This is a genomic window from Stenotrophomonas sp. STM01 (assembly GCF_014852135.1).
Classification (GTDB): Bacteria; Pseudomonadota; Gammaproteobacteria; order Xanthomonadales; family Xanthomonadaceae; genus Stenotrophomonas; species Stenotrophomonas capsici.
On sequence record NZ_JACVBA010000004.1, the window covers coordinates 41,527 to 63,037 of the forward strand.

Below are 21,511 nucleotides of genomic sequence, written 5' to 3' on the forward strand. Positions count from 1 at the left end.
GCACCTTCTCCCGGTGGGAGGAGGACAGCCCCAGCACCCAGGAATCATCATGACCTCCAACGAAAACTGGTTCATCGAACACTTCCAGCCGACCGGCTCGGCCATTGGTTTCCGCATCACCGGCAAGCTGGACGAAGTGCAGTCGCCGTTCCAGAAGATCGAGATCTACGACAGCACCGACTGGGGCAAGTTGATGGTCATCGACGGCGCCATGATGCTGACCACCAAGGACAACTTCTTCTACCACGAGATGATCAGCCACCCGGTGCTGTTCACCCACACCGCGCCCAAGCGCGTGGTGATCATCGGCGGCGGCGACTGCGGCACCCTGCGCGAGGTGCTCAAGCACCCGGGCGTGGAGAGCGCCACCCAGTGCGACATCGACGAGCAGGTCACCCGCATGGCCGAGAAGTACTTCCCGGAACTGTGCGAATCCAACGGTGACGCGCGCGCCGAGCTGCTGTTCGACGACGGCGTGGCCTACATGGCCAACTGCGCCCCGGGCAGCGTGGACGTGGTGATCGTGGACTCCACCGACCCGGTCGGCCCGGCCGAAGGCCTGTTCAACAAGGCGTTCTTCGAAAGCTGCTTCCGTGCCCTGAAGGACGACGGCCTGCTGGTGCAGCAGAGCGAGTCGCCGCTGGCGCTGCTGGACCTGATCAAGGACATGCGCGCGGAGATGGGCAAGGCCGGCTTCCAGTCGTTCAAGACCCTGCCGTTCCCGCAGCCGTGCTACCCGACCGGCTGGTGGTCGGTGACCGTGGCCAGCAAGCAGGCCGGCTTCGGCTTCGGCTTCCGTGAGGCCGATGCGGCCGCCAAGCCGTTCGACACGCTGTACTACACCGCCCCGCTGCATACCGGCGTGCTGGTCAGCCCGCCGTTCGTGGCCAAGGCACTGGGCGAGTAAGCCACCCAGGCCCGCCGTGGTGACCCAACCCCGCGCCCGCAAGGCGCGGGGTTTTTCGTTTGTGGCGATGGCGAGCGCAAAGGCCCGGCAGTGTTGCAAGCCAACCAGCGCAACGATCCTTTCCGTCACGCGATTCCTACATTTTTTTTACATTCAGCAATTCGTGGACTGTTCAGTTTTATAATTCGGCCACTCAACACGAATCACCCCGAAGACCGGCAGTTCACGACGCTTTCCGCGCCCACGCCGCGTCAGGAAGGTCTGCCATGAATTCCCTGCCCGCCTTTGACGGTGAACATGCCGTCGTCCCCACCCCCAACCTGCTCAAGCGCGGCGAACGCCTGCTCGAGCCCGACGTCTACCGCACCGAGCTCGATGGCCGGCCGGCCGTGGTCAAGGATTACCGCCGCTACCGTGGCACGCCGCTGGCGCCGGTCGCGCGCCTGCTGGTCCGCCGCGAGGCCCGGGTACTGGAACGCCTGAAGGGCTGGAAACATGCGCCGGCGCTGCTGGGCACCCTGGGCGGCCTGGCGCTGGGCATGGAGTTCATCCCCGGCGATACCCTCAGCGCCGGCGTGCAGGGCGTCACCCAGGAAGTCTTCGACCAGCTGCAGAACGCGCTCGGCCGCCTGCATGCCGCCGGCATCACCCACAACGACCTGCATGGCACCAACGTGGTGGTCAGCGCCGGCGTGCCGGTGCTGCTGGATTTCACCTCGGCGTGGCGCTCGCCGCGCTGGTTGCGCAACGGGCCGATCAGCCGCCAGCTGCGCCGCAGCGACATGAAGAACCTGGTGAAGATGCGCCAGCGCCTGACCGGCCAGCGGCCAAGCGCCGAACAGGTGGCCCTGCTGGCCGAGCCGGGATGGGTGCAGGCCATTCGCGGTACGTGGAAGCGCCTGTACCGGCGGATCAAGGGCCAGGAGTGACCACGCGGGGCGTGCAGGCCTGGCGTGATGGGGCCTGATGCGTTGGTTCCGGGCGGAACCGGGAGCCGGAGCCCTCTCCCCGGCGATGTGCACTGCCGGGATGGCGTCCCGGCCTGCGCGGCGGCTCAGAGTGCGTCGGCGTCCACTTCGCCGGTGCGGATGCGCACCACGCTGCCCAGGTCGTAGACGAACACCTTGCCGTCGCCGATCTTGCCGGTACCGGCGGCCTTGACGATGGCTTCGACCACTTCGTCGGCCTGGGCGTCGGTGACCGCCACCTCGATCTTCACCTTGGGCAGGAAGTCGACCACGTACTCAGCACCGCGATAGAGCTCGGTGTGGCCCTTCTGCCGGCCAAACCCCTTCACCTCGGTGACGGTGATGCCGGCCACGCCACGCTCGGCCAGCGCTTCACGCACATCGTCCAGTTTGAACGGCTTGACGATGGCCATGATCATCTTCATCGGTCGCTTCCCTCGGGTTATCTGTCCGAAGGATACCCTCTACGCCGGTGCGCTTGGCCACCCCGGCCAAGGTGCCGGCATGGGCATTACGGACTATCCTTACCGCCTGCCATAACGGACCCCGATGCGCCGCACGCCGCCGACCCACTAGGCTCGGCCAATTCCTGCGGAGACCCACCATGATCGACCTGAACCACATCGACGAACTCGCCCGTCGCCTGAGCGACCTGGTACCGCCGGGCCTGCGTCAATCGCGCGAGGAGCTGCAGGCCACCTTCAAGAGCGCCCTGCAGGCCGGCCTGGGCAAACTGGACCTGGTGACCCGCGAGGAGTTCGAGGTGCAGCGCGCCGTGCTGCTGCGCACCCGCGAGAAGCTCGAGGCGCTGGAACAGGCCGTCTCCGCATTGGAAAGCCGCACCGACACCCCGTCCGCCTGAGCCGGGCCCGATGAGCCTGGCGCTGGTGCACAGCCGCGCCCGCGCGGGTGTGCACGCGCCCCCGGTACGGGTGGAGGTCCACCTGTCCGGTGGCCTGCCTTCGACCCAGATCGTCGGCCTGCCCGAGGCCGCCGTGCGCGAATCGCGTGACCGCGTGCGCGCCGCCCTGCTCTGCGCGCAGTTCGAGTATCCCGCGCGGCGCATCACCATCAACCTGGCACCGGCCGACCTGCCCAAGGACGGCGGCCGCTTCGACCTGCCGATCGCCCTGGGCATCCTCGCCGCCAGCGGCCAGATCGACCGCAACGCGCTGGCCGAACACGAGTTCATCGGCGAGTTGGCGCTGACCGGCGAGCTGCGCGCGGTCGACGGCGCGTTGCCCGCGGCGATTGCCGCCGCGCAGGCGCAGCGCACGCTGGTGGTCGCCGAAGGCAATGCCGCCGAAGCGGGGCTGGCGCGGCATGCGCAGGTGAAGGTGGCCCGCACCCTGCTGGAGGTCTGCGCCGGCGTGAGCGGCGCCAAGGCGTTGCCGGAGGCAAGCGTGCCGATGGCCACGCCTTCGCCACAGCCGGACCTGGCCGATGTGCGCGGCCAGCAGCAGGCGCGACGTGCCCTGGAGATCGCCGCCGCCGGCAGCCACCACCTGCTGATGCTGGGTTCGCCAGGCTGCGGCAAGACGCTGCTGGCCTCACGCCTGCCCGGCATCCTGCCCGATGCCAGCGAAGCCGAGGCCCTGGAGACCGCGGCGGTCGCCTCGTTGAGCGGGCGTGGCTTCGATCCTGCGCACTGGCGCCAGCGCCCGTTTCGATCCCCGCACCACACCGCCAGCGCGGTGGCGCTGGTGGGTGGTGGGTCGCACCCGCGCCCGGGCGAGATCTCGCTCGCGCACAACGGCGTCCTGTTCCTGGACGAACTACCGGAATGGAACCGCCAGGCGCTGGAGGTACTGCGCGAACCGCTGGAGTCGGGCACGGTCACCGTGTCGCGGGCGGCGCGCAGCCTGGAATTTCCGGCGCGGTTCCAGCTCGTCGCCGCGATGAACCCGTGCCCATGCGGCTGGGTGGGGGATGCCAGTGGCCGCTGCCGGTGCCCGCTGGATGCCATCCGCCGCTACCGGGCGCGTATCTCCGGACCGCTGCTGGACCGCATCGACCTGCACCTGCAGGTGCCGCGCCTGCCGCCGGCGGAACTGCGCGGCGATGCACCACCGGGCGAGGACAGCGCGACCGTGCGTGCGCGGGTGATGCAGGCACGTCACCGGCAGCTGGCGCGGGCCGGCAAGGCCAACGCGCACCTGGGGCAATCGGAAACCCTGCGCGATTGCACGTTGCAGTCGGCCGACCACGACCTGCTCGAACAGGCGATGGAACGGCTGCAGCTGTCGGCGCGCTCGATGCATCGCATCCTCCGGGTGGCACGGACCATCGCTGATCTGGCGGGGGCCGCTGCGATTGAACGGTCGCACCTGACCGAGGCGATCGGGTACCGGCAGCTGGATCGCGGGAGCGCGGCGGGAGACCGGCAGTAGTCCTGCTTGTGGCGTTGGGCCGTCAGGGGCGATCAACGGCCCCACCCCTTGCGGGAGGGGCGGAAGCGGGCCTGTGACGGTCGGCATTGGCCTGCGCAACGACGCGCCCGGTGCAGGGAGGGCCAGGGAAAACGCGATCATGTGAGACGCGACGCTTCCCCGATTCATGCAACTGACCAACAATCCGCCCACCATTCCCGCGTGCAGCGACGGAGCCGTCCCATGGAACGCATCGAACGCCCCTACTACCCGATCATCTACGTGCGCGGCTATGCGATGACCCGCGACGAGATCGTGGAAACCACGTCCACGCCGTTCATGGGTTTCGAGGCGGGCTCGACCAAGATGCGCCAGGCGCAGGACGGCTCGGTGGTGAAGTTCGTTTTCGAATCGCCGCTGGTGCGGCTGATGAAGGACCACAACTACCGCGACGTGTACGAGTTCGGGGCCGAACGGCGCGACCGCATCTCGCCGCGCTGCATCGTCATTCACCGCTACTACGACCCGGCCGACCCGGCCTTCGGCGATGGCCGGACGCCGTCCATCATCGACGCCGCCACCAGCCTGGGGCGTCGCATCGAGGAACTGCGTGACAGCGTCTGCGGCAACAACGCCGCCATGCGCCGCGACTTCCGCGTCTACCTGGTCGCCCATTCGATGGGCGGGCTGATCTGCCGCTGCCTGCTGCAGAACCCGGAGGTGGCCAGTGCACAGACCCGTGCGATGGTCGACAAGGTGTTCACCTACGCCACCCCGCACAACGGCATCGAGGTCGGCGGGATCAACCTGCCCAACCTGCTGTCGATCAATGACCTGAACAACTTCAACCGCACCAATATGGGCAAGTACCTCAAGGTGCCCAAGGACAAGGTCAACACGCTGGGCAAGGCGGAGTTCCCGCCGCAACGCATGTTCTGCCTGATCGGCACCAACAGCCGCGACTACGCCGCCGCGCATGGCCTGTCCTCGTTCGCGGTGGGTGCGTTGAGCGATGGCCTGGTGCGCATCGCCAATGCCTACGTGGAAGGCGCGCCACGCGCCTTCGTCAACCGCAGCCACAGTGGCTACTTCGGCATCGTCAATTCCGAGGAGGGCTACCAGAACCTGGTGCGCTTCCTGTTCGGCGATACCTGCGCCACGGCGCAGCTGGACATCACCGCCCTGCCCTTCCCGCCCGAGATCGAGGCCGCGCGCCGCAAGGGCAAGAAGATCCAGTCCTCCTACTACATCGAGTCCACGGTCGCCCCGCGCGGTGCGTATACCTACGAGCTGACCTCGCGCACGCAGGCCAACCAGTGCGCCATCCGGCGCAGCTACGACGAGATGTTCAATGCCGACGGCAGCGTGAGCCGCGAGGCGCGCTCGCCGGTGCTGTTCTCGGTGTTCCTGGACAGCGGCAGGATCATGGCCGGCAGCGAGATCGCCTTCTCCATCGACCTGGCGGTATGCAATGCCGGCTACGAGGTGGATGGCGCGCTGTTCCTGAAGAACCACATCCCCGGCGAGCACCTGTTCCGCAACACGCTGGTGCTGTTCGCCAAGCCGGCCGATGGCGGTGGCTGGCGCCTGCGCTATGTCTGGAGCGACGACCAGTGGGCCGGCGGGCCGAAGAACGAGGCCGAGCTCGACGCCGCGCGCACCAAGGCGATCGGCATCGTGCAGCAGGCACCGGATGTGTTCTCGGTGCCGCTGCGCTCGGCCAAGGGCTTCGCCGCCGAGCTGAAGCTGTCCCTGTCGGCCTGGCAGTGAGGGCCGCGCCTAGCGGCCCCATTCCGGCGGCGTGAACAGCCCCGGGCGTGCCAGCGGCGACGCGGTTCCCGCGGCCCGGTCCAGCTCCTGGTTGAGGCTGTCCACGAACACCGGCTCGTTGAGGTAGGCCACGTTCAACCGCGTCCACGGCGAGACCCGTTCCGGATCCAGCTGGAACAATGCGCCCGGGGCCAGCACCACGCCGCGCGACAACAACCGCGTGGTCAACTGGTGGGTGTCGGTGATGTTGGCAAAGCGCGCCCACAGGTACAGGCTCTGCGCCGGTTCGGCGAACACGGTGGCGCCCATGCCGTGCAGCACCTCCAGGCCCCTTGTGGTGGCCGCGCGGGCGCGATCCTGCAGGCGTTTGACGTGGCGCAGGAAGTTGCCCCCGCGCAGCATCGCCTCCAGCACCCGCTCGGCGTACTCGCTGCCTCCCAGGTGCAGCAGCAGCTTGATGTCGGCCAGCTCCTCGACGTGGGCCTTGTCGCCGGCGATGAAGCCCACCCGCAGCGAGGCGGACACCGATTTGGAGAAACTGCCGACGTAGATGACGTTCTTCAGCTGTGCCATCGCCGATACGCGCGGCGTGGCGTTGGCCTTGAAGTCGGCCATCGCATCGTTGTCGACGACCAGCAGGTCATGCGCGGCCGCGAGCTTGGCCAGGCGCTGCGCGACGTCGGCCGAGATATCGGTGCCGGTGGGGTTGTGGGCCACCGACTGCATGAAGAACAGGCGCACCTTGTTCCGCTGCAGGATGGACTCCAGCACGGCCAGGTCCGGGCCATCGGCGCGCCGCGGCACCGCCACCAGGTTGGCCCCCTGCAGGCGCAGCTTGCCGTACAGCGGGTGGTAGCCCGGCTCCTCGACCAGCACCGTGTCGCCGGGACGCACGTGGCAGCGGATGATGATGTCCAGGGCGTGGTTGGCACCGAAGGTGGTCACCACCTGCCGGGGGCCGACCTCGATGCCGTAGCCGGCCAGCCGGCGGACCAGGTGCTGGCGCAGCGGCAGGTGACCGTAGCGGTTGCCGTAGCGGAACAGGTTGGCCACGCCGGAGCGGACGATATGCCGGTGGAAGCGGTCCACGCGCATGTCCATCAGCCACTCCACCGGCGGGAAGCCCTCGCCCAGATGCGCGCGACCGGGTTCGCGCACCGCCTGCTGGCGCATCAGCCAGATGGTGTCGATGGCCTGGTTGTAGGCCGGTGGATCCTCCTCGGTATCGCGCTCCCCCAGCCCGGCCATTTCGCGCACGTAGAAGCCCTTGCCATGGTGTGGCTCGACCAGGGCGCGCTCGCTGAGCAGATCGAAGGCGGCGATCACGGTGTTCTTGGAGTAGCCGTTCAATCGGGCGTACTCGCGCAGGGAGGGAAGCTTGTCACCGGGCTTGAGCGCGCCGGCCAGTATCTGCCGGCCGATATCGGTGGCGACTTTTTCAGCCAGGGAGAGAGGGGGGTAGTCGACAGTCATGGTTGTCCATACGGCAGATGCGTCCAATCGCGCCACAGGGATGACGGACCCAACGCGTGTGCCCGTCGGCGAGCGGACTGTCCATGGATGCCTGAAGCATCGGGCCCGCATCGCAGCGCGCCGCTACTGTCGTCGCAAACTGTACCTCCGGGCGAAGCGTGCAACGCAACGCTCCATCCCGGTTGGGCGACAGCACAGGCGACTTCTTATGTGTACCAGATGCGGCGCCGGGCGCAGTGGAAAACCCTGCAGAACATGTCGGTGCTGACATGGATCTGCATGGACCGATCCAGCCATCGCATTGAACGTCCCTCGGCACGGCGCTCGCTCCATGCACGATGTCGTCGTGTGTCAGCCCTGCCACAAAGCGCGGCAAGGCCCGATAAGGGTTTCATCTGGCTTTCACGCCAGCGGCATCAACAAAGCACGCCGGATGCCGGCGATAGGCGCGCTTCCGCGCACAGATCCAGCAATGGATCGCTTCGTCCCATCGCAGCCTTGCAACCGGGACGTCGGCACCTGCGCACGATGCGCAGGTGCCGGTGGCGCTCAATCGGCGCTGCAACGCAGCTTCAGCTCCACGCTGCTGTCCTTCGGCAGGCCGGGAATCGTCAGGCCGGTGGTCGACTGCAGCGCGGCCACGGTCAGCGGTGTCGGGCAGCTGGCGCCGCCAGTGCTGGTGCAGGTCAACGCACTGCACGCCAGGCCAGCCACTGCCGGGTCGCGCACGACCGCGCCGTCCGCCGGCTGCGGCCCCTTGTTGCCGATCACCAGCGTGTAGTCGAACGGCGTACCCGGCACCACCGCGGCAGCGTTGTTGGTCTTGGTGATGTACAGGTCGACATCACTGCGCTCGTTGACGAACTCGCACTGGTAGACCTGCGAGGTGGCCAGCGTGCCGGCCGGCAGCGTGTAGGTGCTGCCGTTGAGAGCGCCCAGCACCGTGCCCTGGCTGTTCCGGCAGGTCGCCGACGCCAACCGCCAGCCCGGGGCGACCGTCTCGCTGATGGTCACCGCCTGCGCGGTCACGTCCACCGTGTAGGGCTGCACGCCGTTGGCGGCGTTGCCGTCCGCGTCCACCTGCGTCGGCGTGCCGGCGGTGGTGGTGGTCACCTGGCCGCTGGCATGGGTGCGGGTATTGGTCAGCGCGAAGGAGAACGGCCCACCGGTCGCGCCGGTGGTGGTCTTGCTCAGCGCGATCACCGGCGGCAGGGCCGGCGGCGGCGCGGCAGGGCACCGTGCGCCGTCCAGGTTGCTGGAGGTGGGGGCATTGGGTGCCAGCACGTCGTAGAACATCGCACCGCCGCTGCCACTGACGTTGAAGATCCGATAGACCAGGCCCGGCGGCGTGGTCGCACCCGAGCGGTAGGCGTACATCGTGCCCGCGCTGTCGAAGAAGATGCCGCCCCAACCACCGCTGCCCGGTGTCAGCGGCAGCGCCAGCGGCAGGTCCACCTTGGCACCCGTGGCGGAGTTGACCCGGAACAACACCCCCGTGGTGTTGTTGACGCCGTAGATGTTGCCATCGGTCGGGTGGAAGGCCATGTCCGAGGACTGCGCGAAGGCGGTCGTGGCCACCGGCGAGCCGACCACGGCGTTGGTGGCCACGTTGATGTAATAGAGGCTGCCGGCGTTGGCGGCGGCGTAGTAACCGGTCCCCGGCTGGATGTCGGCGACGACGAATTGTCCGCTGAAACCCAGCCCGCTCGGCGCTGCGGCGAACGGCAGGTCGGCCACGCCGTTCTGGCCGATGCGCACCAGCCGCGGCACGTCGCCGGCGCCGGTGCCCTTGTAGTAGCCCCACAGGTAGCCGTCCTGCTGGCGGAAGCCGATGCCGTTGACGCCGCTGTTGGCCAGCGGGCCACTGGTGCCGAGCAGGCTCATGGCACCGGTGCTCAGGTCCATGGTGTAGAGGTTGCTGTCACGGGTGACGAAGGCATCGGTGGGGCACGTGGCAAACGGCGCCGGGCAGAGCACGGTGAAGTTGGCGGTGGCGCTGTTGTCGCCTGGGTTCATGTCCGAGAAACCGGAGCTTGCCGGGAACACGGCCGCGGCGGTGTTGCTGACGGTGGCGTTGCACTGCGCGCTGTCGGTGACGTAACCGGTGATGCTGAAGGTCAGCACGCCGCCCGGGGCCAGCGTGTAGTTGCTGGTGCTGATGCTGCCGGTGCCGCTGGCGGCCGGGCAGGTCGAGCCGCTTGATGCGCTGCAGGTCCAGGTGGCGTCGCGCAGCTGGCTGGGCAGGCTGTCACTGAACAGCGCCGCGTTGGCCGGGGTGATCGTCGGGGCCTGGTTGCCCGCGTCGACGGCGTTGATGTCCTTGTTGGTCAGGGTGACGGTGTAGCTGAGCCGGTCGCCCTTGGCGGCCTGCGGCGTGGACACCTGCTTGGTCACCACCAGGTCGGCCGGGGCACGCACGAACACCTCGCGCACCTCATGCACGTTGACGTAGCCGCCGGTGGAGCCGCCAAAGCCCAACCGCAGGTTGGCCGGGGCCGCGTAGGCGAAGTCCTGGTTGCTGATCAACTGGGTCATGGTCTCCGGCGTTGCGCCGTAGAACACGTTCACCCGGTAGCCGGTGCCGCTGCCCTTGGGGACCAGCACCAGGCGCACGCGCCGGTTGGTCGTCGGGCGCGAGGTCACGCCGGTCACGTCCAGGGTCTGCCCACCGGGCAGGGTCAGGCCGGCCACGTAGGGGTTGCCGCTGCCGACCGGGCCACGGATGGCGATGCTCTGCGGCTGGCGGGTGGCGCCGTGCGGCGTGATGCCGGTGCAGGCATCGGTCACCGTCCGTGCGTCGCTGGAGAAGTTGCCGAATTCGTCCAGCGCCACCGCCAGGTACCCACCGTTGCCGTGGCAGAAGCCCAGGCTCGCGCCCGGCTTGGCGCCGGCCATGCTGCCGTTGGCGTCGTACAGGAACGCACTGATGCCATCGGCGCCATTGGATGCCACGCCGCCCCAGCTGACGTAGTCGAACTCCAGCAGCACGCCGCTGGAAGACGGGAAGCCCGAACCGGTGTACAGGCTGACGCCGGCCTGGTTCTGCCGCTTGGTGGTCAGGCGCAGCCAGCCACTGCCGTTGGCATCGTTGGTGTTGGTATCGGAGATCGCGCCGTAGCCGCCGGTGAGGATGTTGCTGTCATCCACGGTGCTGGCGTTGTCCACCTTCGGGATCGACCAGCCTGGCGCGGTGGTGTTCCGGAAGCTGGCATTGACCACGAACTGCGCCTTGGCCGGCACGACGTGGCCTGCCAGTGCGCCGGCCGCCACCACCACGATGGCTTTCTTCCAACTCATCAAGATCCTGTCCCCCATGACTCTCTGGCGTCGCACCCGGCCACCGGGCCAGGCGCGCGCCGCTTGGTTTGGTTCAATGACGGGAAGCCCGCGGGTGCTTCCCGAAGGGATGGCGCGGGCCAGCCGCGCCACCGGTCCGCGCATCAGTAGCTGCCCACCACGTTGAGGAACCACCCCCGGTGGTCGTAGTCGAAATCGGTGAGCTTGTCGCTGAAGTCGGTGAAGTTGTAGCCGACGCCGACGCGGAAGTTACGGCCGATGTCGCGGTCCAGCCCCACCAGGGCACCCTGCCGGCGGCCACCGTCCTTGACCGCCAGCGAGCGGTACTCGGCCAGTGCGTGCCAGTTGGTGGTGACGCCATAGCGCACCTGCCCGGCCAGGAACGTCGCCGCCGAATCGGCCCAGGCCCCGGTCATGCGGCCCATCCGCACTTCGCCCTCGCGGCGCGCCGCCTTGAGCGCGAATTCCCAGTGGTTGAGCGGGCGGTACACGCCCTCGAACGACAGCACCTGGCTGCGCTGGTCGTAGTAGGCGCTGCTGGTGTCCTGCGCCAGCGTGGAGACGTCGTACAGGTACGTGTAGCGGCCCAGCAGGCCCCAGCGGGTGCTGTTGAACGGGCGGTAGGCAAAGCCGAGGTTGCCTTCGATGAACTTCGCCCCGGCCAGCGGATCCAGCGCGTCGTCGGTGTCGGAGTAGTTGAAGCGCGCGGCGATGCGCAGGCTCTCGCTGAACTTGTGGGTCAACGCGTTGGTGGTCACCCACTGCACGCGGCGCTCGGCGCCGCTGTCCTTGCGCCACTCCAGCTTGCTGCTCCACTGCGTGGCCGACGAGGTGCGGCCACCGCTGAGGCTGACCGCGCGCCGGTTGATGTTGCCGGTGCCGCGGTCCAGTTCCGCATCCTGCAGCTGGAAGCCCAGGTTCCAGCCCACGCCCGGATAGAAGTCCATGCCGAAGGTGTGGGCCAGCCCGGTTTCGTTCGGTGCCTTCAGGTACTGGCTCTCGTTGAACACGTTGACCTGGTTGGACAGGCGCCAACGCTGGCCCAGCGTCCAGCCATCACGCTGGGTCGGGCTGAACAACGAGTCGTAGCTGCTGCTGGTGGCGTTGGTGAAGGTGTAGTTGCCGTAGATCGAATGGTCCGGGGTCAGGCGGTACTCGGCATTGACCTGCGCTGCATCGCCGCGATCACCCTGGGTGACTTCCGCGCCGACGCTGGAGAGGTTGCCGAACTGGTAGTTGCCGCCCAGCGTGACCGCATCATTGCTTTCGTACTTGCCGCCATCATCGTCCAGGGTGACCTGCGCGGTGCCGTACAGGTCGAGCATGTTGCCGAAGCGACGCTTGTACTGCAGTGCGCCCAGCGTGCCGATGCCCTGCCCGGTGTAGCGGTTCTCGTCGACACGGCGCAGCTCGGCACTCAGGGTGTCGACGTCGGTGATGCGCCATTCGCCGGTCAGCTGGCTCTGCTCCAGGTACTCCGCGCCGCGCTCGGCGCGGCTGTAGCGGCCGTAGAGGTCGATGTCCGGGCTGAGCTGGCCACGGAACTCGGCGCCGTGCTCACGCACCTCCTCGCCGATGTCGTAGCGGGCAATCGAATACCCGGCGTCGACACGGCGCATCCACGCGCCGGCCGACCAGTCCAGCGCGGTCCAGCCCATTTCCTTGAAATTGACGCGCGCCTCCACCGAGGTGGCATCGCCCTGGCGGCGTGCGCCCAGGCCGGAGTTGAGTTCGGCGAAGGTCAGGCCACCGTTTTCCGAATAGAACACCGGGGCGCTGGTGGACTCGGTGCGGGCACGTTCCACCTTCACGTAGGTGCCGCGCCCGGCCTGCAGGGTGAGGTCGGCCGACGCCAGCGTGTAGTCGTCGCCGGCCCGGTTCTCATCGACGTAGGTGGCTCCCACGCCAACGTGGTCGCCGAACCAATGCTTGGCGCGCACGCCCGCGGTGACCTCATCGGGGTTGAAGCCGGTCGGCAGGTATTCGTAGTCGACCAGCAGCACCTGGGTGTAGCCGTCCAGCGGGGTGTCGCGCGACAGGCGCGGCAGCCCATCCCGTGTGACGATGGACAGCGCGTCGGACAGGATCAACCGGCCCTGGAAGTTGTCGACCTGGTAGTCGGCACCGGGCTGCAGGTCGATGCGCTTCTCCACGCGGCCAGTGGTGGCGTCGCGGATCTCGATGGCAACCTTCTCCGAGCCCGGCAGGATGTCGTTGTGGCGCAGGTAGTACAGGCTGCCGCCGGTGCCGAGGAATTCGCTGTGGCCCGGCGCGGTCTGCGCCTCCGAGCCGAACGCGCGCACTTCGCTGCGGGCATCGCCCCACGGGTTGGTCGCGCGGCTGCGCCAGTTCAGCGCGCCGCCGTACAGCGAACGCGAATACTGGCCGTACTCGGTGCCGGTGAAGCCGGTGTTGAAGTTGCCCCACAGGGCCTGGCTCTTGTCCCAGTCCACCCGGACGTACAGCCGCCCCTGCGTGTCCACGTCGCGGTAGGTGGTGGAGTCGTCGCCATAGACCGGGTAGTACTGGTCCGGGTCCAGGCGGCGGAACACGTCCTGCGGATCGGCATCCCAGAAGCCACGGAACATCTCGTTGACTTCGCGCTCCTGGGTATCGGCCTGCGCGGTGACCAGGTACTTGCCCTTGACCTTGCCCTTCAGATAGAACGCCAGGCGGCCGTCGACCACCAGGTCCTTCTCGTAGCGATCGTCCTGGCCCAGCGGTTCCAGCGAGCCGGACACGCTGTTGCCGGACAGGGTGAAGTCGGCCAGTGCCACGGCGAACATGTAGCGGCCGGTGACGTCGATGTCCAACTGGTCGCGCACCGTCATGCCATGGGTGCCGGCACTGATGTCGATGTCGAAGCGGTGCTGGCCCACCGGCACCAGGTACTCGGCGACCAGCTTGCTCTCCATGTCCACCGGCTGCATCTGGCCGTTGATGCGGACACTGGCCTGCTCGGGCAGGTTGCGGCCCTGGATGCGGATGCGCGAGCCGTAGATCGGGATGTTCTGCTGGCGCAGGCTGTCGCGGCCGAAGCTCTGGTCGACCAGGCTCTGCAGCTGCGCATCGTCGGTGCTGAACGCAGCACCCTTGCTGCGCTCCACCGCGTTGCGCAGCATCTGCGTGCCGCGCTCGGCTTCTTCCGGACGCACCAGCTGCAGCCGGCTCGGGTAGGTTTCGTCGACGCTGCCATCGGCGCCGTAGGCACGCACGATGTAGACCAGTTCGTCACCCACCTTGGGCCGATAACCGGACGGCAGGCCGCCGTCCCATTCCAGCGTGGTCGAAGCGGCCACCGGCAAGGCGACGGTGGCGACCGGGTCGACCAGGTCGGTGTCGGAGGCACGGAACACCCGCACCTCGGCACGCTGGATGAAGGCCGAATAGTTGTTGAAGGCGTAGAACTGCACCGGCTTGGTGATGCGGCTGCCATCGAACGGCACCAGCGACGGTGCCGACAGGCTGAAGGACGGCTTGCCCAGGTTGGGGTCTTCCGTGGCCCAGATCACGCCGCCATTGGGCAGCTGCAGCGACCACTTGCCAATGGCCACGGCCTGGCCCGGCTGCAACGGCATCGGCGCCTCATTGCCCGGCTTCTCCGCTTCCACCGACACGCGGCGGTCCGGGGCCAGTGCAGCTGAACCGCTGGCTGCCTGTGGCACCACGGTCTCGCGCTTGCCGCGGCTGTTGATGCGGAACAGCATGCCTTCCTGCCCATTGCAGCCTGCGGCATCACAGGCTGGCTCGACCGCATCGGTTGCCGGGCCACGGGCAATGGCCGGCGCCTGCGCGACCTGGGCGTAGACCGCCGGGGCCATGCCCGACAGCGCGCACAGCAGTGCGTAATCCAACAGTTTCATCTTCATGGCTTGGCCTCCTGGACAGCACGCTCAGATGGGGCGTTGAGCTCGCCAGGGACGATTTCGACTCGGACATCCTTCCGCTGCGCTTCGGGCATGGCGGCGGTGATGGCATCCAGCACCGCCCGCGCACGACGCATCCCCAGTGCGTCGTTGTGGGCATCGGAAGCCCGGCGGTCGGCATGGCCGGTGATCTTCACCACCCGGCCGTCCATCTCCACCAGGTACGCACCGATGCGACGCAGCAGCGCGCCGTACTCCGGCTTGATGTTTGCGGTGTCGGTGTCGAACAGCACGTTGCCCAGCACCGGCCAGGACGACAGCCCCACCACCGTGCTGTCCGCATCGGTGGTCACCGTGCGCAGGCTGACCCGGGTACGCGCGGCGACCTCGGCGGGCAGTTCGGCCACCAGCGCCTTGCGCACCGCCACGGCGCGCTCGAAGGCCAGCAGCTCGTCCTCGCCCTGCGCACCGATCACCACCTCCCCACCGTCGTGGGCGCGGACCTGCTCGGCCATGCGGCCGATCATCGGCTGGTACTGGCTGCGGATCTGCGCGCTGGCCGGAGCGAACATCACCTGGCCCAGCTCCATCTCCACCTGCTGCGTGCCCTGCCCCTTGACCAGGCCCGGCGGCAGCTTCACGCCGAAGTCGAAGCGCACCGGCAGCCCCGGGGTGATGCGGCGTACCAGCGGATTGGCCGTGGTGAACACGCTGCCCGGCGGCAGGGTGGCCGGATCCACCTTCAGGATGAAGTTGCGACCGCGCTCGTCGCGTCCGCCGTCGATGCCGATCAGGTTGTAGCGACCGAACTGGTCGGTCTCCACCAGCAGCCCTTCGACCGAGGCGATGCGCACGCCCGGGATGCCGCGCTCGTCCACGCCTTCGTTGCGAATGACGTAGTCCACGCGGTAGCCGCCCTCGACCTGGCTGATGCGCCGTTCCACGCTCGGCACGGCCGCGGTCAGGCCGCGGGCAGCGTCGCCGCCGTCGGCGCTGACCACGGTGGTGCCGGCCGCATCCATGCGCAGCGTCGCGCCCTGGCCGGTGGTCAGCACGAAGTCGCCGGTGAACTCGGGCGCACGCAGCAGCTGGCTGACCACCACCTCGCGTGCCTGCGCCGGATCGGCGTCGGACTGGCGCCCACCGATGCGGCCGATGGCGATGCCATGCAGCAGCGGCGCACTGGCGTCGGGCTCGGGTTGCGGCCCCTTGCCGTGATCGACCGTGGTGGAACTGGCGATGTATGCGCCGGCGGCGAAGCCGCCCTGCACGCGCACGTCGGTCATTTCGGCGCTGTCCTGCCAGCCATCACCGTCGCGGTCGTCGAACACGGTACCGATCAGGGTGGATTCGTCGGTCATCGGGTCGGCCACCATCTGCACCGTGGCGGTGGCCACGTTGGAGACACGGCTGCCGTTGTCATGCATCTCCGCCGTGTTGGTGTGCAGGCCAGCGCGCACGCCGGCGCCCACGCGCAGCAGGTAGCTGACCGTGGCACGGCCACCACTGGCGATGTCGATCTGGTCCACGCGGATCGGATGGCTGCCGACCTGGCGGCCGACGCCGTCACGGTCGGCCACTTCCAGCGAGCCCTCGACCAGGGTGAAGCCGGCCGGCGGCGTATCGACCAGCGTGCCGTCCACGACGTCGACGCTGCCGATGTTTTCCAGCGTCACGGTGTAGCGGACCAGGTCACCGACCTTCACGTCGCGTGGGTTGGCCTGCTTGGTGACACGCACCTGGGTGCTGCCCTCGACGGTCAGGTTCACCGTGGCGGTGTCGCAGACCGGGGTTGGCACCGACAGGTCGCAGACCCGGTACACGAAGCTGTCCTGGCCCACGAAGCCCGGATTCGGCGTGTACACGCAGCTGCCGGCGGCACAGCTCACCGTGCCATTGCCCGGCGGGGTCAGCACCGTCACCGACGCCGGATCCAGCGGCACCTGGGTGGTGGTGTCGTTGCCGATCACGTTGACGCTCACCGGCGTGTCGACCTCGGTCCTGCCCGTGTCGTCGATGGCCTCGATGCGGTTCGGCTTCACGACGATGACGACGGTGGCCGTGTCGCAGGACGCGGTCGGCCTGGAGGTGTCGCACACCCGGTAGACGTAGGTATCCGTGCCGGTGAAGTTCGGGTTCGGCGTGTAGGTCACCGAGCCGTCCGGATGGACCACGACGCTGCCATTGGCCGGCGGCGTGACCACGGTGACGCTGCCCGGGTCCAGCGGGATGCCGGTGGTGGTGTCGTTGCCGGTCACCGGCGTGGTGACCGGGGTGTTGGGCTCGGTGGTATCGGCGTCGTCCTTGGCCTCGATTTCGTTCGGCAGCACGGTGATGGTCACCGTCGCCGTCGCGCAGTTGGCCGGATTGCCGTTCTCGCAGATCCGGTAGGTGAACGTATCGGTCCCGGCGAAACCCGGTGCCGGCGTGTAGGTCACCGTGCCGTCGGCGTTGATCACCGCATTGCCATTGGCCGGCGTGCTGACTTGGGTCACCGTGACCGTCGTCGGATCCACCGGTTGGCCGTCGAGGCGGTCATTGCCCAGCACCGACACCGTCACCGGCGTGTTCTGCGGCGTGGTCGCCGCATCGTCGCTGGCGGTGATCGGGTGTGCCTTCAGGGTGATGGTCACCGTGTCGATCGGCGGCACCAACGTACCGCCGGTCGGCGTGCCGTTGGCGGTGGCGATGTTGGTCACCGTGCCTGCAGTCACGTCGGCCTGGGTGACGGTGTAGCTGGCCGTGCAGACCGTGCTTGCAGCGGGTGCCAGCGACGTCACCGGGCAGTTGACCGTGGCGATCCGGTCATCGGCCACGCGCAGGCCGCTGATGGTCACGTTGCCGGTATTGGTCACCGCGTACTGGTAGGTGATGACCTCGCCCACCACCGCATAGGTGGCCTGCTGGGCGGTCTTGTCGATGCTCAGCGATGCGTTCTGAACGACCGGCGTGGTCACCGTCGGCGCGCAGTCCGCCGCGGTGGCACAGGCATCGCGCGTACCGGTGGTGACCAGCGCGGTGTTGATCACCTTGCCGGCATCCACATCGGTCTGGGTCACGGTGTACGTACCGGACAGGGTGCAGGTCGCACCCGGCGCCAGCGTCGTGCAGCCGATGCTGGACGGGGTGAGCTTGCTGTCGGCCACGAGCACGTTGACCAGGGTCATGTTGCCGGCGTTGGTGGCCACCACCGAGTAGCTGATCGCATCGCCCACGCCATACGGACCGGTCGAGGTCACCGTCTTGGTCGAGGTCAACTTCGGCGTCTGGGTGATCGGCGTGGTCACCGTCGGTGCACAGTCACCGGCGGTGGCGCAGGCGCCCGGGGTGTCGGTGCCGATGGTGGCGGTGTTGATGACCTGGCCGGCGTCCACGTCAGCCTGGAGCACGATGTAAGAACCGCTCAGGGTGCAGCTCGCGCCCGGCGCCAGCGTCGCACAGGTGGTGCTCGACGGCGACAGCTTGGTGTCGGTGACCACCACGTTGGTCAGCGTCGTGTTGCCGCTGTTGGTGGCGACCACCGAATAGCTGATCGCATCACCCACGCCATACGGACCGGTCGAGGTCACCGTCTTGGTCGAGGTCAACTTCGGCGTCTGGGTGATCGGCGTGGTCACCGTCGGTGCACAGTCGCCGGCGGTGGCGCAGGCGCCCGGGGTGTCGGTGCCGATGGTGGCGGTGTTGATGACCTGGCCGGCGTCCACGTCGGTCTGGAGTACGGTGTAAGAACCGCTCAGCGTGCAGCTCGCGCCCGGTGCCAGCGTCGCGCAGGTGGTGCTCGACGGCGACAGCTTGGTGTCGGTAACCACCACGTTGGTCAGCGTCGTGTTGCCGCTGTTGGTGGCGACCACCGAATAGCTGATCGCATCACCCACGCCATACGGGCCGGTCGAGGTCACCGTCTTGGTCGAGGTCAGCTTCGGCGTCTGGGTGATCGGCGTGGTCACCGTCGGCGCACAATCCGCTGCCACGGCGCAGGCACCGGGCGTATCGGTCGTGATCGCGGCGGTGTTGATCACCTTGCCTGCATCGGCATCGGCCTGCAGCACGGTATAGGAACCGCTCAACGTGCAGCTCGCGCCCGGTGCCAGCGTCGCACAGGTGGTGCTCGACGGCGACAGCTTGGTGTCGGTGACCACCACGTTGGTCAGCGTCGTGTTGCCGCTGTTGGTGGCGACCACCGAATAGCTGATCGCATCGCCCACGCCATACGGACCGGTCGAGGTCACCGTCTTGGTCGAGGTCAGCTTCGGCGTCTGGGTGATCGGCGTGGTCACCGTCGGCGCACAGTCGCCGGCGGTGGCGCAGGCACCCGGGGTATCGGTCGTGATCGCGGCGGTGTTGATGACCTGGCCGGCATTGATGTCGGACTGGAGCACCGTGTACGACCCGGTCAGGGTGCAGCTCGCGCCGGGTGCCAGCGTCGCGCAGGTGATGCTCGACGGCGACAGCTTGGTGTCGGTGACCACGACGTTGGCCAAGGTCATGTTGCCGCTGTTGGTCGCAACGACGGCATACGTGATCGCATCGCCCACGCCATACGGACCGGTCGAGGTCACGGTCTTGGTCGAGGTCAGCTTCGGCGTCTGCGTGATCGGCGTGGTCACCGTCGGTGCACAGTCGCCGGCGGTGGCGCAGGCGCCCGGAGTGTCAGTGCTGACGGTAGCGGTGTTGACCACCTGGCCGGCATTGATATCGGACTGGATCACCGTGTACGAGCCGGTCAAGGTGCAGCTCGCGCCCGGTGCCAGCGTCGCGCAGGTGGTGCTCGACGGCGACAGCTTGGTGTCGGTGACCACGACGTTGGCCAGCGTCATGTTGCCGCTGTTGGTGGCCACCACCGAATAGCTGATCACATCTCCCACGCCATACGGGCCGGTCGAGGTGACCGTCTTGGTCGAGGTCAGCTTCGGCGTCTGCGTGATCGGCGTGGTCACCGTCGGTGCACAATCCGCCGCCACGGCGCAGGCACCGGGCGTATCGGTCGTGATCGCGGCGGTGTTGATGACCTGGCCGGCATTGATGTCGGACTGGAGCACCGTGTACGACCCGGTCAGGGTGCAGCTCGCGCCGGGTGCCAGCGTCGCGCAGGTGATGCTCGACGGCGACAGCTTGGTGTCGGTGACCACCACGTTGGCCAGCGTCATGTTGCCGCTGTTGGTGGCGACCACCGAATAGCTGATCGCATCGCCCACGCCATACGGGCCGGTCGAGGTCACCGTCTTGGTCGAGGTCAGCTTCGGCGTCTGCGTGATCGGCGTGGTTACCGTCGGTGCACAGTCGCCGGCGGTGGCGCAAGCGCCCGGGGTATCGGTCGTGATCGCGGCGGTGTTGATGACCTTGCCCGCATCGGCATCGGCCTGCAGCACGGTGTACGAACCGGTCAGGGTGCAGCTCGCGCCCGGTGCCAGCGTCGCGCAGGAGGTGCTCGACGGCGACAGCTTGGTGTCGGTGACCACCACGTTGGTCAGCGTGGCGTTGCCGCTGTTGGTCGCGACCACCGAATAGCTGATCACATCACCCACGCCATACGGGCCGGTCGAGGTCACCGTCTTGGTCGAGGTCAGCTTCGGATTCGGGATGTCGACGATGGCGGTGCCTTGGCAGCGCTCGTCCGACGGGCAACTCGCATCACCGCCGCCGGTCACATTCGCCACGTTGGTCACACGGGAGGCCGCCGCAGCGGTGGGCGTCACCGGGATGACGAAACTCACCGCATTGCCGGCGCCGATCGCCATGCCTGCGGCAACCGTACACGTCACCGTCTGCCCGCTGGCAACGCAGCCCGGCGGCAGGGTGCCGATACTGAGGCCCGCAGGCACCGAATCGGTGATGACCGCCGGCGCCGTGGTCGCGCCGCTGCCGACGTTGGTCAACGTCAACGTGTAGCTGGCCGGTGTTCCAATCGCGAAGGTGGTGGAACTGGCGGACTTTTCCAGGCTCAGTTGCGGCGAGGTGATGATCGTCGTCACCGCGCTGCTGTTGTTGCCCGGGGTCGGGTCGGAGGTGCCGGCAGGTGCGGTGACCGTGCCGGTGTTGACCACGCCCACGCCGGACGTCCCGGTCGTCGCGGTGGCCTGCAGGGTCACCGTGCAGGTCGCATCCTTGGCACCGGTGAAGGTGCCGCTGACCGTATTGGCCGATGCGCCGGCCGAACACGCAGCCGCCGGGACGGCACTCAGCACGCTCACCGAGGTGAAGTTGCCCGGCACCACGTCGGCGAAACTCGCCGACGTCACCGCGCTCGGCCCGATGTTGCGGATTTCCAGGCGGAAGCGGATCACCGCGCCCTGGTTCACCGTCGCCGTGCTGGAAACGAACGTCGCACCGCCATCGGTGCTCTGGGTCTTGATGATGGACAGGTCCGACTCGCGCGTGAGCGGGTCGGTATCGGCGGCCGTGCACACGCCGTTGCTGAAGGCCACGGAGTTGGCCGGCGTCGATTGCCCGGCGAGCGTGGTGCAGGTGGTGCCGACGTTGGTCACGCCACTGGGCGGGGCCACCGTGGCTTCATTGCGGACGTTCTGCGCGTGCACTCCCAGGGGAGCGAGCAACAGCCCGACGAGTGCGAACACCCCCGGACGCATGACGCGACCGATGCTGGAAACAACTGGCTTGGCAAACACACGCAGCTCCAATGGGCCCGCCAGGCCCATGCAATAAACGCGCTCCCCCCGTGCACGCTGGAGCGGCGATCCGAAAGCAGAAAAGCCCCACTTCCCCCGACGCGGCGTTGCCCGACCCATGCCTGACGGCTCCCCTGGCACGGATCCGGGGCGGCGCAAGCCTTTGCGCCGCAATCACATCCGAATATCAGATGCAATGTCTTTAAACGCCACACGTCACAATTTATGACGAACC

10 protein-coding genes are annotated in these 21,511 nt (G+C 68.0%); 5 read left to right on the top strand and 5 right to left on the bottom strand.

Going from position 1 to position 21,511, the window contains the following annotated elements:
• Nucleotides 1-49 precede the first annotated feature (49 nt).
• A complete protein-coding gene (speE, locus tag IB227_RS16160) occupies nucleotides 50-907 on the top strand; it encodes a polyamine aminopropyltransferase (RefSeq protein WP_192288233.1) in 858 nt (285 codons plus the stop codon).
• 266 nt (nucleotides 908-1,173) lie between these two features.
• Entirely contained in the window at nucleotides 1,174-1,836 is a 663-nt protein-coding gene (locus tag IB227_RS16165; protein ID WP_132862600.1) for an RIO1 family regulatory kinase/ATPase, read from the top strand.
• 125 nt (nucleotides 1,837-1,961) lie between these two features.
• Here the strand turns inward: IB227_RS16165 and IB227_RS16170 are convergent, their stop codons facing one another.
• Nucleotides 1,962-2,300, bottom strand: a complete 339-nt coding sequence (locus IB227_RS16170) for a P-II family nitrogen regulator (protein ID WP_057635941.1) — start codon at nucleotides 2,298-2,300, stop codon at nucleotides 1,962-1,964.
• A gap of 179 nt (nucleotides 2,301-2,479) precedes the next feature.
• Between IB227_RS16170 and IB227_RS16175 the strand changes: the two genes are divergently transcribed.
• The 3 genes from IB227_RS16175 (at nucleotide 2,480) to IB227_RS16185 (ending at nucleotide 6,014) form a co-directional block, all read left to right on the top strand.
• On the top strand, nucleotides 2,480-2,737 hold the full coding sequence (locus IB227_RS16175; RefSeq protein WP_132862599.1) for an accessory factor UbiK family protein: 258 nt from the start codon (nucleotides 2,480-2,482) through the stop codon (nucleotides 2,735-2,737).
• A gap of 10 nt (nucleotides 2,738-2,747) precedes the next feature.
• On the top strand, nucleotides 2,748-4,265 hold the full coding sequence (locus IB227_RS16180) for a YifB family Mg chelatase-like AAA ATPase (RefSeq protein WP_192288234.1): 1,518 nt from the start codon (nucleotides 2,748-2,750) through the stop codon (nucleotides 4,263-4,265).
• Nucleotides 4,266-4,487: 222 nt separating this feature from the next.
• Nucleotides 4,488-6,014 carry a hypothetical protein gene (locus IB227_RS16185; RefSeq protein WP_192288235.1) on the top strand — a complete coding sequence of 509 codons (1,527 nt, stop codon included), beginning with the start codon at nucleotides 4,488-4,490 and terminating at the stop codon, nucleotides 6,012-6,014.
• Nucleotides 6,015-6,023: 9 nt separating this feature from the next.
• Here the strand turns inward: IB227_RS16185 and IB227_RS16190 are convergent, their stop codons facing one another.
• From IB227_RS16190 to IB227_RS16205, 4 genes are all read right to left on the bottom strand, one after another.
• Nucleotides 6,024-7,487: a PLP-dependent aminotransferase family protein gene (locus IB227_RS16190; RefSeq protein ID WP_192288236.1), complete on the bottom strand. Its 1,464-nt coding sequence runs from the start codon at nucleotides 7,485-7,487 to the stop codon at nucleotides 6,024-6,026.
• A gap of 549 nt (nucleotides 7,488-8,036) precedes the next feature.
• A complete protein-coding gene (locus IB227_RS16195) occupies nucleotides 8,037-10,784 on the bottom strand; it encodes a DUF11 domain-containing protein (protein ID WP_192288237.1) in 2,748 nt (915 codons plus the stop codon).
• Between the two features lie 143 nt (nucleotides 10,785-10,927).
• Nucleotides 10,928-14,653 (bottom strand): hypothetical protein, encoded by a 3,726-nt coding sequence (locus tag IB227_RS16200; RefSeq protein WP_225591930.1) that lies wholly within the window; start codon nucleotides 14,651-14,653, stop codon nucleotides 10,928-10,930.
• Nucleotides 14,650-21,306, bottom strand: coding sequence for an Ig-like domain-containing protein (locus tag IB227_RS16205; protein ID WP_192288238.1), 6,657 nt, complete (start codon nucleotides 21,304-21,306; stop codon nucleotides 14,650-14,652). Before IB227_RS16205 ends, IB227_RS16200 begins: the two co-directional genes overlap by 4 nt.
• Between the last annotated feature and the right edge of the window lie 205 nt (nucleotides 21,307-21,511).